The 12,465-nt window shown below is 67.7% G+C and carries 11 protein-coding genes; 3 read left to right on the top strand and 8 right to left on the bottom strand.

The annotated features are described in order from the left end of the window. Positions 1 to 34: 34 nt before the first annotated feature. A complete protein-coding gene (locus ACY48E_RS05700; RefSeq protein ID WP_462871138.1) occupies positions 35 to 733 on the bottom strand; it encodes a FadR/GntR family transcriptional regulator in 699 nt (232 codons plus the stop codon). Positions 734 to 806: 73 nt separating this feature from the next. On the opposite strand from ACY48E_RS05700, the gene ACY48E_RS05705 reads away from it, so the two are divergent. Beyond that, positions 807 to 2,114 carry an FAD-binding protein gene (locus tag ACY48E_RS05705; protein WP_462871139.1) on the top strand — a complete coding sequence of 436 codons (1,308 nt, stop codon included), beginning with the start codon at positions 807 to 809 and terminating at the stop codon, positions 2,112 to 2,114. Here ACY48E_RS05705 and ACY48E_RS05710 read toward each other — a convergent pair. The 4 genes from ACY48E_RS05710 to ACY48E_RS05725 are packed head-to-tail and all read right to left on the bottom strand — an operon-like array spanning position 2,092 to position 6,827. After that, complete coding sequence (locus ACY48E_RS05710; protein WP_462871140.1) at positions 2,092 to 3,561, bottom strand: ABC transporter ATP-binding protein; 1,470 nt, start codon at positions 3,559 to 3,561, stop codon at positions 2,092 to 2,094. The two genes, ACY48E_RS05705 and ACY48E_RS05710, sit on opposite strands and share 23 nt — an antisense overlap. Next, complete coding sequence (locus ACY48E_RS05715; protein WP_462871141.1) at positions 3,558 to 4,325, bottom strand: ABC transporter permease; 768 nt, start codon at positions 4,323 to 4,325, stop codon at positions 3,558 to 3,560. Before ACY48E_RS05715 ends, ACY48E_RS05710 begins: the two co-directional genes overlap by 4 nt. 53 nt (positions 4,326 to 4,378) lie before the next feature. Beyond that, positions 4,379 to 5,305 (bottom strand): ABC transporter permease, encoded by a 927-nt coding sequence (locus ACY48E_RS05720; protein ID WP_462871142.1) that lies wholly within the window; start codon positions 5,303 to 5,305, stop codon positions 4,379 to 4,381. 25 nt (positions 5,306 to 5,330) lie between these two features. Then, complete coding sequence (locus tag ACY48E_RS05725) at positions 5,331 to 6,827, bottom strand: ABC transporter substrate-binding protein (RefSeq protein WP_462871143.1); 1,497 nt, start codon at positions 6,825 to 6,827, stop codon at positions 5,331 to 5,333. Between the two features lie 161 nt (positions 6,828 to 6,988). Here ACY48E_RS05725 and ACY48E_RS05730 point away from each other — a divergent pair, with 161 nt between their 5' ends. Continuing rightward, the gene (locus tag ACY48E_RS05730; protein ID WP_462871144.1) at positions 6,989 to 7,732 is read left to right on the top strand and encodes a class I SAM-dependent methyltransferase; all 744 of its coding nucleotides are present in this window, start codon (positions 6,989 to 6,991) and stop codon (positions 7,730 to 7,732) included. 24 nt (positions 7,733 to 7,756) lie between these two features. Here ACY48E_RS05730 and ACY48E_RS05735 read toward each other — a convergent pair whose 3' ends face one another. Next, complete coding sequence (locus tag ACY48E_RS05735; RefSeq protein ID WP_462871145.1) at positions 7,757 to 9,100, bottom strand: YhgE/Pip domain-containing protein; 1,344 nt, start codon at positions 9,098 to 9,100, stop codon at positions 7,757 to 7,759. A 72-nt stretch (positions 9,101 to 9,172) separates the two neighbouring features. Here ACY48E_RS05735 and ACY48E_RS05740 point away from each other — a divergent pair, with 72 nt between their 5' ends. Then, the gene (locus tag ACY48E_RS05740; RefSeq protein WP_462871146.1) at positions 9,173 to 10,171 is read left to right on the top strand and encodes a malate dehydrogenase; all 999 of its coding nucleotides are present in this window, start codon (positions 9,173 to 9,175) and stop codon (positions 10,169 to 10,171) included. 46 nt (positions 10,172 to 10,217) lie between these two features. On the opposite strand, the gene ACY48E_RS05745 is transcribed toward ACY48E_RS05740, so the two are convergent. After that, positions 10,218 to 10,829 carry a GyrI-like domain-containing protein gene (locus ACY48E_RS05745; RefSeq protein ID WP_462871147.1) on the bottom strand — a complete coding sequence of 204 codons (612 nt, stop codon included), beginning with the start codon at positions 10,827 to 10,829 and terminating at the stop codon, positions 10,218 to 10,220. A 7-nt stretch (positions 10,830 to 10,836) separates the two neighbouring features. Then, complete coding sequence (locus ACY48E_RS05750) at positions 10,837 to 12,405, bottom strand: amino acid permease (protein WP_462871148.1); 1,569 nt, start codon at positions 12,403 to 12,405, stop codon at positions 10,837 to 10,839. Positions 12,406 to 12,465 lie beyond the last annotated feature (60 nt).

Consider the following 12,465-nt stretch of genomic DNA (forward strand, 5'->3'; position numbering starts at 1 on the left):
ACCCCTAGGGGGTATGGTGAAGGCGGGCACGAGGTCAGTGCCCGCGCAGTTCCCCGATGGCATCCTGCACCTGGTCCAGATGAGCGCGCATGGCCGCGCCGGCGGCGTCGCCGTCACCGGATTCGATGGCCGCAACGATCGCGGCGTGCTCGACGTTCGAGCGCGTGCGTCGATCGGGCAGCAGGTTCACCATTTCCGACTGCTGCGACAGGGCGTCGCGAATGGACCCGATGACAGCGGTGAAGACGTCGTTGCCGCTGCACCGCGCGATGAGTAGATGGAACTCGGCGTCCAGCAGCACCCACCGGTGCGGATCGAACACCCTGGTCATGGTGGTCACCAGCGACCGCAACTCCGCGGCCTGGTCGGCGGTCCGGCGCTCGGCGGCCAGTGTGGCCGCGGGAACTTCGATGTGTGGACGCGCTTCGCGCAGCGACGACACCGAGTGCGAACCGAATCGTGGGTCGGCGACCACGGTCGACGACACCACGAATGTCCCCTTGCCCGTGTGGGTCTCGGTCAGTCCCAGCGTGGTGGTCGACCGCAGGGCCTCACGGATCACCGACCGGCTCACCCCGAATCGGGCGGCGAGGGCGGCCTCGGCGGGCAATCTCGAGCCCACTTCCAGATCGCCCGACTCGATGGCCGAACGCAGGTCGGCCAGAACAGCCTCGGCAGCGCCCACGCGTGCCGTCGACGGCTGCCGGGTAACCCAGCTGTCCGACAGGTTCATCGCAACAGCTTGGCCCGGGGGTGCGACCGCCGCAACCGGCCGCCGGTTCGCGCGGCGAGGTAGCGTCGACGCAATGACCTCGCCTGCCGTCAGCGGCCTCCTACGCCGCGAACCTGCCGGCTCCACATGGGGCGGCAACCACACCTTCACCGCTCGCGAGCGGGTGCTGCCGACCACGATCGACGAACTCCGCACGGTGGTCGGCGCGGCCGGGCCCGGACAGCTGCGGGCGGTCGGGTCGATGCACTCCTTCAACCCCATCGCCGACACCGCGGGTGTGCAGGTGTCCACGGCGGCGCTGCCGGTGGTTCGCGAGCTCGATTCCGATCGAATGCTCGCCCGGGTCTCCGGTGGCCTCAACTACGGCCAGGTGGGCCGGTGGCTCGACGAGAACGGCTGTGCGCTGGCCAATCTGGGCTCACTACCGCACATCAGCGTGGCCGGTGCCTGCTCCACCGGGACCCACGGCTCGGGCGATCGACTGGGCATCCTGGCCACGTCGGTGCGTGGGCTGACCGTTCTGACGGCGTCCGGTGACCTCGTCGAACTGTCGACCGCGGGCAGCGGCCCCGGTTGCGGGTCCGAGTTCGCCGGGGCGGTGGTCGCGCTGGGCAGTCTCGGGATCGTCGTCGACGTGACGCTGGCGGTCGAGCCGACCTACTCGATCGCGCAGGTCGTCTACGACGGCATCGCGTTCGACCAGCTCACCGAGAGCATCGACGACGTCTTCGCCGGTGCCCACAGCGTGAGCGTCTTCCACCGCTGGGGACGCGAGTACACCGATACCGTGTGGCTGAAGTACCGACCGGGAATCGACACAGTTCCGCCGCACTCGCTGCTCGGTGGGCACCGCGCGGACGGTGCGCGTCATCCGGTTCTCGGTGAGGATCCTGCCGCCGCAACCGCACAGCTCGACAAACCCGGCCCCTGGCTGGACCGGCTGCCCCACTTCCGGCTCGACCACACACCCTCGGCGGGGCAGGAGATTCAGAGCGAGTACCTGATCGGGCGCGATCAGGTGTCGACCGCGCTGAGCGAGCTGCAGGCTCTCGGTCCGCACATGAAGGATCTGCTGCTGGTCGCGGAATTGCGCACCATCGCCGCGGACGATCTCTGGCTCAGCCCGGCTCATCAGCGCGTCACGCTCGGCCTGCACTTCACCTGGACACTCGACACGGCCGCCGTCGCGCGGGTTCTCCCGATGATCGAGGACCGTCTCCTGCCACTCGGTGCCCGTCCGCACTGGGGCAAGGTGTTCACCGCCTCGCCGGACGTGGTGCGCTCTCGCTACCCGAAATTCGACGACAGTGCTCGCCTGGCAAGGACGTTCGACCCGGAGGGCATCTTCGTCAACGACTTCACTCGCCCCTACCTGAGCTGAGAGGTGTGGCCTCACTCGGACCGAGCTCGAGCCGAGCATCGCACAGCGATGTCACCACCGGGTCGTGGCTGATCACCAGAAGCGCGACACCGCGGTCGTGCTGGAGGCGGCCGAGCAGTTCCACTATGTGATCACGCGCCGCGTCGTCGAGAGCCGAGGTCACCTCGTCGCAGATCAGCACCGACGGGTGAGCGGCCAGGGCGCGGGCGATCGCCACCCTCTGTCGCTCGCCGCCGGACAGTGAGTCGGGTCGACGCCCGGCGAGGGTCGGATCGAGGTCGACCGTCTGCAGCCATTCCTCGGGTGAGAGGGATCTGCCTCGGCGGCGCCCGGCCCGACGCAGGGTGAACCCTATGGTGACAGCGGGGTTCAGGGAGGTGGCCGGATCCTGCGGGATGAGCGCTATCGCACACGCCTGGGCGCGGCTGCGGCGGTCGACAGTCGCAGCCAGAGGCTGTGAGTTCAGAAGCACCGAACCCGAATCGGGTCGGTGTAGTCCTGTGATTGCCCGTGCGATCGTGGACTTGCCCGAGCCTGACGGTCCCGTCAGCGCTAGGGCCGACCCTTCGCCGATACATGCCGTGACGGCCGCGCATACCGGTTTCGGAGAGCCCGGATGGGAGGCGAGCAGATCGCGGATCTCCAGTGCGGGTGCCGACGGTGACCCGTTGCCCGCCGTCGCCCGTCGCACTGGTCCGGCGGTCACTGCTCTCCGGTGTGTGGGCGGGCCGATGTCCAGTACTGAATCGGCCCGTGAGATCACGTGCTGGTCGTGGGACACGAGAATCAGGGTGAGTCCGATCAGCCGCCGTAGGCGGTCCATCTCGGTGAGCACCTGTTCGGCGGACGCGGAGTCGAGGCCCGCCGTGGGCTCATCGACGATCAGTACCGACGGTTCGGCTGCGAGCGTGCGGGCCAGCGCAACACGACGGCGCTGGCCTCCGGACAGCTGATGGGGGCGCCGCCCGAGAAACGAGTCGTCGTAAGCAAGCCCCAGCGCTCGACACAGCTCCCGAGCTCTGGTCACCCGCTCCCTCGGGGCCCCACTGCCGAGCTCGGTGACCAGAGTTCGGATCGAGAGCGACGGCGACAGTGCCGCACCCGGGTCCTGGCCGACGTAGCCAACTACCCGGCGACGAAGGTGGCGCAGCAGCGACGGCGAGGCGAGCACCCCGTCGTCGATCACCGGCACCTCGTGTCCGGGTACGGAAGGCGTCGACTCCGAACGCACCGTCACCGAACCCGATGTCAGGGTCAGGCCGGGTCGAACGTGGCCGATCATGGCGAGGGCAGCGGTGGTCTTGCCCGACCCTGAGGCGCCGACCAGCGCTGTGGTGTGCCCGGCGAGGATGGTGAACGAGAGTTCCGAGACCACGGGCCGCTTCGCCACGCGATCGGACTCGGCGGTGTGAATTGCCAGATCGTGCACCCGGACCGCAACCGTCATCGTCGGTTATCCCCCCACCTGTCGGCGAGGAGTCCCAGCGGCACCGTGAGTGCGGCGATCATGAGGGCGGGAGCGACCGCAGCCCACGGGTTCAGCATGATTCCCGAGATGTTGCGCTGAATGCTGACAGCCCAGCCGGCGTTCCCCTCGCCGGTGAATGCGCCGAGGAACGAGACCGCAGCAATCAGCTGCACCGCGCCCATGAAGCGAAGCGCAAGATCGGTCATCATGGGCCTGAGGAGATTGGGGGCTATCTCCAACAGCGCCAGCTCGACTGGTCGGTCGCCGGCAGCACGCGCGACCTCGACGTGAGCACGCGAAGCGACCGATGACGCTACGCCTCCGAGGTATCGCGACGTGAAGGGGACGGCGGTGAACGCGATCAGAACGATCAGCCCCGCCGCCCCGGGCGACAGGCCCGACGCGAGCACCAGCACCAGGATCGTCGGGGGCACGATCAGACAGACGTCGAGGGTCGCCCGGGCGACCGGCGCCGCCCATCGCCCGATCGTCTTCGACGACGAGAGCGACAGGGCGACAGCCGCACCCATCACCTCGGCCGTCACGGCCGCTGCCGCGGATACCAGCACCAGCGCAGAACCACCGTGGGCGAGGCGGCTGAGCACGTCGCGGCCGAGGTAATCGGTTCCCAGCGGGGCGCGCGGCGACGGACCGAATGGGATTCCCACGACCACATCCGGGCCCGCCAGGCCCGCGAGCGTGGCCAGCGGCCCGCCGGCGATCGCCACTGACACCGCGATCACCCACACAGTCGTGCTCCATCGCACCGCCGGGCGCCGTCGGCTGGCTCCCCACCTCATCTTCGACGGCCGACGTTGGTCTCGCCCGTACGACCCGCCAGCAGGTCGGTCGCCACGAATCCCGCAGCGGTGATGACGGCGAGGACCATCGTGATGGTGCTCGTGGCGTCGACATCGCGCGCGGCCAGCCGAGACGTGAGGACCGTGCCGACGCCCGGGTATCCGGTGACGTTCTCCACGACCACGGCACCCGCGACGGCGAACGGGATCAGCGAGGCGAAAACCTGAGCCAACGGCGCCACTGCACCTGGAAGCAGATGCCGAAGGATGACCACGCGTGCGGGCAGACCTGCCAGACGTGCCGCCTCGACATGCGGGCGCCCCGATTGATCGGCAATCACGACGCGCCCCAGACGAACCACGAGCGATCCCGCCACCACGGCCAGCGTCGCTGCAGGGATAACCATCGACGCAGGTCTGTCCCAGGGCGACAGGCCGGGTCCCACAGTCGAGACGGCGGGAAGCACTCGTGCCCACAGGGAGAGAACGACGATGAGCACGGTCGCGGTCACGAATTCAGGGATCGCAAGAACTACGGATGCGACCGTCGACACTGCTCGATCGGGCTTGCCGCCAGGGCGTGTGCCGACGATGACCGCAGCGACAACGCCCAGCAGTGCTGCGGGTATCAGCGCAGTCGCCGCGAGAACGAGCGAGTTGACCAACGGTTTCGCCATCAAGGTGGCCACAGGAATGCCGGTGTCGACAGTGGTGCCCGGGTTTCCAGTGACGAGTCCAGCCAGCCAGTGTCCGAACCGTTCCACGATCGGCCGGTCGAGGCCGAGTGCCGCCCGGCGCTCGTCCAGAACAGTCGCTGATGTGGTCGACAACGATTGTGTCGCTGCGTCGCCTCTCAGCGATGCCACCGACCAGTAGACCAGTGGGACGGCGAGCACGAGTGTGACGCTGGTGCGCGCGAGCACCGACCAGCAGTGTTTCCTGGCCATGTCAGGCGAACGCAGCTCGCGCGAACCGCGGCGACGACTGGAGCACCTCGACGCCGTGAAGACCGTTCGTTCGACCCATGATCACCTGTTGGAAACCCCAGATGAGATCGCCACCACGAGCCCGCGCCGTCGCAGCGACCTCGTCGAGACGGGACTGTCGGATTCCGGGATCCACCTCCACAGAGATCTGTTGGAGCGCTCGGTCGTAATCCGCGTTCCCGAAACGGCTGAGGTTGAAGAACCCTGACGATCCCGTCATGAATGGTAACGCCGACGACGTCGATCGATTGACGTAGTACGAGGTGAACATAGGCAGAGTCGCCAGCTCGGACATGTTCGCGTAGAAGTTCGACGGATCGCGGGTGTCCAGGGTCAGTGCAACTCCCGCCTCCGCGAACTGCGACACCATCAACTCCGCCGCCGCGCTGATCCCCGCGGTGACCTCTGCGACGACGAGGGTCAGGTTGGTGACACCGCCACGAGCGAACAGAGCCCGAGCGAGCTCGACGTCACGGCGCGGATCCGGCAGGCCTCGAGGGTAGTCGGGGAATCCGAGCCCCAGAAGGTCGTTCCCCACCTGCCCGTAACCCTGGAAGACGTTCTGTACCAGAGCTTCCCGGTCGACAACGAGCTTGGCCGCAGTGCGAATCTCCTCGTTGTCGAATGGTGCGACCGCCGTGTTCAGAATGACGGCCAGAGCCTTGGATTCGATCAGGGGAGAGGTACTGATCTCAACACCCGGTCGACTGGTCAGCGCGCGGGCTCCGGTCGGGCTCAGATCGTACGAGAAGTCGGTGCGCCCGTCGGTCAGAGCGTTCGCACGGGCGTCGGGCGAGGCCAGAGGCACGATGTCCAACCCGCCGACCGTTGCGCGGCTGCGCGCTGAGTCCACTCGATCCAGAGCCCAGCCCTGTGTGCCGGACCCTCCGGTCGCACGGAACGATCCGCTGCCGACCCCCCGTGCGGGATCACCGTCCTTCATCACCAGAGACACCGACGGGAGAATCGACTCGACAAGGTCGGCGCGCGGTCGCACCAGCGCCAGCTCGAGCCGTCGATCGTCGATTACGCGACTTCGATCGAGTGCGATGTCGGTGAAGAAGCTCGCAAGCGTCGGGCCCGACGAACAGTGCCGGAGGCTCGCGAGGACGTCAGCCGCTCCCACCGCACTGCCGTCGGAGAACCGGGCTTCGGTCATCGTGATGGTCCAGACCAGGGCCTCGGCGTCGGGAACGATCGACTCTGCGAGCTGTAACTCGTTTCGCCCGTCGACAACAGCGACGAGCGGCTCGTACACCGCATACAGAGCGATGTAGGTCGCCGTCGACGACGCGGTCGCAGGATCGAGTACATCCGCCGGGTTGCCCAGCGCCACTAGTCGGATACGCCGATCGGAGAACTCTCCGCCGGCGGCGCCGCCGCACGCGGTGAGTGCACCAGCCGCTCCGAGGGCGGCCGCAGCCGCTGAGGCCACGGTCAGGAATTCGCGTCTGTTCATGGGATCCCGTCGGCTGTGTTGACTGAGTCGGGGACAGGACGCTACCGCAGTGGGAACCAGCCGTCGACCGGCCCAGCCGGTATCCATTGCTACGCATATGTGTACTCGACAATTGTTGAAGGACAATCGAATTGAGCGAACTGTGCGATACGGTAGCAACTGTGGAACATCTATCGTCGCCCGCGGACACTTATGACTCGCTCGCGCCGATCTACGGGCTGACCCTCCCCAGGGCGACTGTCGAATCGGTATCGGCTGCTCTCGCGAAGGTGCTTCCAAGCCGGGGGATCGTGGTCGAAATCGGTTCCGGCACCGGTGCGTTCACCGTTGCGATTGCCGACTGTCTGGGAGCGGGTTCGGAGGTCTTCGCGGTCGAGCCGTCGTCGGCGATGCGATGCGGGTTGGTCACTCGTCTGGTCGGTGGTCCTTACGAGTCCGCCGTGACCGTCCTCGACGCCGACGGCCTCAGGGCCACGCTTCCTGATGATGTCGGGGCCCTCGACGCGGTGGTGATGCTGCACGTGCTGCCGCACTTCTCGGCTGTCGACCGTGCAGCGCTCTGGAGCCGATGGCTGCCCATGCTGCGTTCGGACGCGGTTCTGGTGCTCGACCCACAGTGGCCTTCACGGCCTGCGAAAATCGGCCCGACGCGGGTGGCCACCCGGACACTGGGCCGTCGACAGTACGAAACCACCTCGGCCGCCCGACCTGTGACCGAGTCCGGCACCACCCTCGAGTGGACCATGACCTACACGATTCGGGAAGGTGAGCGCGTACTCGAGGAGACCTCACACTCGTCGGTGACGCACCTGATCGGCCGGGCCGACCTCGACGAGGAAGTGGCCGCCCACGGGTGTGTGCCGGCTACCGCGCCCGACGAGTTGTGGGTGTGGCGGCGTCGATAATCGACGGGTTGTCCGACGGCCGTCCTAGTTCGCTCGGCGCGCGCGAGTCTGCAGTGCGAGCAGCACCGCCAGGATCACGATGATCACCCCGAACACGATCGCGACCGTGCGCGCCGAGGTCAGTGCGGCGAGGAACCCGTCGGACTGCGGCGGGCCGGCGTACGCAACCGTGATCGGTTCGCTGAGAACCGTCGCCAGCGCGTCCTGCGTCTTGCCCTGCGGGTTCGGGATGGCCGCCACACCGGCGCTCAGCTGCTGGTTCAGGGACGCCGAGACGTTCTTCAACTGATCGATTGCGCCGAGAATCTGATCCTTGCTCCCGCCGAGCAGCGCCGGCGCCTGCGCGGCGATGGGACCGATTGCCGACTGCAGCGTCGAGCCCGCCGTGGAGAGCTGGTCCGACACCGACGCCAACTGGTCGAATCCGTTCTGCACGGCGTCGCCGAGCTCGGTGTCGGGACCACTGCCGAGGAGGGTGGTGAAGGACGAGAGCTGCGAGCTCGCCAACTCGAGATCCGAACGGGTCTGCGCCACCGGTCGAGCGTCCAGGCCGTTGCTGGTGAGCAGGTTCTGCACCTGCTCGAGCATGCCGCCGAGCTGAGCGGCGCCGCGGGTGACATCGCCGATGGTCACACCCAACTGGTTCAGCCGCGCGGCCAGTTGCGCCGTGGGCCGGCGTGCGCCGTCGACCAGACGCGAGACGCTGCCCGCAGCGCTGACCAGCTGGTCGGCGCCCTCACTGGCGGTCTGCAGGAACGGCAGGAACTGATCGACGCTGCCCAGGAGCTGCTGACCCTGCTGGCCTGCAGAGCCGGTGGCCGTCGCCAGGATCTGGGCGGGCAGGACAGCCTGCTGCAGCATGGCCCTGGCCCGCGCCGTGCGTTGGAGCAGGCCCTTGATGCCGGTGCTCGACGTGCGGGTACTGGCTGCGTCGAGCACAGCGGTGAGCGTCGCCTCGTCGCGGTCGGTGCGCGTGGAGGCGTAGTCCACCCGCACCTGCGCCTGAACGGGAGCGGGTCCCTCGGCGGAGGCGAGTGCGGTCGAGAATCCGGCCGGGATGGTGATGGTAGCGATCGCGTCGCCGCCCGCTTGATCCGACCAGCGGAAGGCGTCGGACTCCTTCAGCTGAGTGATCAGATCGGCCCCTGCCCGCACCGTGGTGGCCGGGGAGTTGCCGACCGCAGGAACGCTGACGCCGGTGTCCTCGTTGACCAGAGCGACCGTGGGCGTGGAGTCCGATCCGCCGATCAGGGAGACGATCCCCACCGCAGCCACCAGCAGCAGAGCTACTGCAGAGGCCACGACGGCGATCCGTCGGCGCAGTCGTGAGGGCGGTGTGGGTGTGGAGTCGACAGCAGGGACGGTCATTGCTTCACCGTAGCGTCGGCGGCCATCGGTTAGCGTTGTACATGATCGCGACGCCCGCTCGAAGGAGAACCCATGCCAGCACGCATCCCGGCCACCGTGACGGTGACCGGCGCCGCCGGGAACATCGGCTACGCCGCCCTGTTCCGCATCGCAGCCGGTTCGATGCTGGGCCCGGACACACCGGTGGCACTGCGGCTACTCGAGATCCCGGCTGCTGTGCGCGCAGCCGAGGGCACCGCGATGGAGCTGCAGGACAGTGCGTTCCCACTGCTGTCGTCCATCGAGATCTTCGACGACGCACGCGCGGCGTTCGACGGGGTGGACGTGGCGCTGCTGGTCGGTGCACGCCCCCGCACGAAAGGCATGGAGCGGGCGGACCTGCTCGAGGCGAACGGGCAGATCTTCGGCCCGCAGGGCGCTGCTCTCGAGGCGGGAGCCGCCGACGGCGTTCGGATCGTGGTGGTGGGTAACCCGGCCAACACCAATGCGGCCATCGCGGCGGCCCACGCGCCGAGCATTCCGCGCGAGCGGTTCACCGCCATGACCAGACTCGATCACAACCGCGCCCTTGCGCAGCTCGCCGTGCGCGCCGAGGTCTCCACCGCGGAGATCTCCCGGGTGACCATCTGGGGCAACCACTCCCCGACGATGTACCCGGACATCTTCCACGCCGACATCGCCGGAACCCCGGGATCGGAGCTCGCCGCCGATACCGCATGGCTCACCGAGCAGTTCATCCCCACGGTCGCCGCGCGCGGGACGGCCATCATCGAGGCGCGGGGCGCGTCGTCGGCGGCGTCGGCGGCCAACGCAGCGATCGACCATGTCCACGACTGGGTTAGGGGAACCCCGGCCGAGAACTGGACGTCGGTGGCCCTGCCGTCGCCCGGTGTGTACGGCGTGCCCGAAGGGATCGTCTCCTCGTTCCCCGTTCGCTCGGTCGGGGGCGCGTGGGAGATCGTCGACGGGCTCGAGATCGACGCCTTCTCGCGTGCCCGGATCGACGCCTCCGTGGCAGAACTCGAAGCCGAACGCGACGCCGTGACCGCCCTGGGCCTGATCCAGGGGTGAGTGTGTGCGATATCCGTCGCTGAGCGGTGGTTATCGCACACAGTTCCTATCCAGCACAGGGGCGTACGGGCTGGCGGAGGATGGTCTTGAGCTTCGCCGGCTCCACTCGCCGCGGATCGCTGAGATAGATCTCGTGATGGTGGCCGGTGGGCTCGAGACCGTTCTCCGGCAGGAACTGCTCGTGGAGGCGGGCAATGGTGGGCCCCTCGTCGTCGTAGCTACCGACGTGCAGGATCTGCACGCACCGTCCCTCGTCCAGGCACTCGAAGCGCACGGCCGTCGGCGGGATCGACTTCGCCTCCAGCGCCCGCTCGACCATCGGCGCAGTCACGGTGTCCGGCTGCACGATCATCATGGTCCAGCTCCACTCCTGCTTGGCGCGGGTGTGGAAGACGCTCATGTCCGGTGCCCACCACAGGCCCTCGAGCGGGCCGACGGTGTGGACGGCCCCGAGTTCCCGAGAGGCGACGGCCCGAACGGAGTACGACGCCCCGTAGAGGTTCTTCACCGCCGTCGCGTAGGCCGCCGAGGTGTTGGGATCGCCCCGCCCGTCCACCATGAGGTACGCCATGGCGGGCACGTCGACGATCGTGAACCGGTCCGCGCGCGGGGCATACAGATCGCGCCGCGCCTTCTTGATGTCGAACGGTGACGCCATCGGCCAATTATGTCGACGCGTCGACGCCCTCGGGGGTGGTTCGGACGGGACCGGTGTACCAGTTCTTGACCGAGGCGTGCCAGTAGATCCACAGCAGAATCAGCGTGCCGCCCACCACCAGCGGGGTGTAGTTCACGAACTTCCACTCGAAGCTCGGATCCCATGGCATGCCACCGAGCGACGTCGGGAAGAGGGCGATGATCGAGGTCACGGCAATCTCGACCAGCGCCAGCGGCGCCATCCAGCGGTGATGTCCGCGCAGATTCCAACTGCCGACGGCGAACGACGCGCCCGCCTTCCACCGGTAGAAGATCGGCACCGCGAACGCCAGGTACAACCCCACCACACCGATGGAGACGACGGCGAAGAAGGCCACCGGGACAGGGGCGCCGTTGACGTCCACGGCCACCAGGGCGGGGAGCGTGATCACGATCGCGACGGCCGCCGACAGCAGTACCCCGTTGGCAGGGACCTTCTTCGAGTTCAGGGTGGCCCAGAGACGGTGACCGGGGACTGCGCGGTCACGGGAGAACGCGTAGAGCATCCGCGACGAGCTTGTCATGCACGCAACCCCGCAGAAGAACTGCCCCGCTGTCGATATCAGCAGCACCGTGCCCACCCAGCCGGAGCTCATCGCCTGCGCGAAGATCACCGCGACACCGCCGCCGCCCTTGGAGACCGCGTCGGAGTCCTGCACCGCGAACAGGAAGGCCAGCAGCAGGATCCAGCCGCCGATGGCCGAGTAGAAGATCGATCGCCAGATTCCCTTCGCGGCCCCGTCGGCGGCGCTGCGTGTCTCTTCGGACAGGTGGGCGGAGGCGTCGTACCCGGTGATCGTGTACTGCGTGAGGATGGCGGAGATCGGCAGCACGAACAGCAACCAGCCCCACCCCGACGTCTGACCGGAGAACATCCCGCTGTTGTTGATGGTCTTGGCGAAGACGTCCGAGAGGGAGGCGTGCCGCTCGGGTACGACGATGAGGATCGCGATCACCGCGGCGGCGCCGAACACGTGCCACCACACGGACACGTTGTTGATCACGGCGAGCAGATGACTGGAGAAGATGTTGACCGTGGCCCCGATGGCGAGAATCACGATGAACAGTAGGAATACTCGCGTCAGGCTGTAGCCCGCCAACCAGCTCTCGCTGAAGGTGCTGATGGTGATGTCGAGGAACGTGGCGCATCCGTAGGCCACGGACGCCACGATGGCCAGCAGGCCGATCAGGTTGAGCCAGCCGGTGTAGAACCCCGCTTTGGCTCCGCCGAGTTTGGCGGCCCACCAGTAGATTCCGCCGGACGTCGGGTACGCGGAGACCAGCTCGGACAGACACAGACCGATCACCAGGATCAGCGCCGCCACGATCGGCCAACCCCAGGCGATGGCGGCTGGTCCGCCGTTGTTCCAGCCGAGACCGAAGGAGGTGAAGCATCCGGCCAGGATCGAGATGATGGAGAACGAGATGGCGAAGTTGCTGAACCCCGACCACGTCCGGTCGAGTTCCTGGGTGTACCCGAGAGTCGCGAGCAACTTCTCGTCCTCGGTCAGCTCCGGTAGATCGTGACCCTCGGGCATCGTGGCCTCCTCGGCGAGCAGCGCGGGCCCCGGGGGTGGGGTGGCGCCTTCGCGTCGCAC

It is taken from the genome of Rhodococcus sp. AZ1 (genome assembly GCF_054979605.1).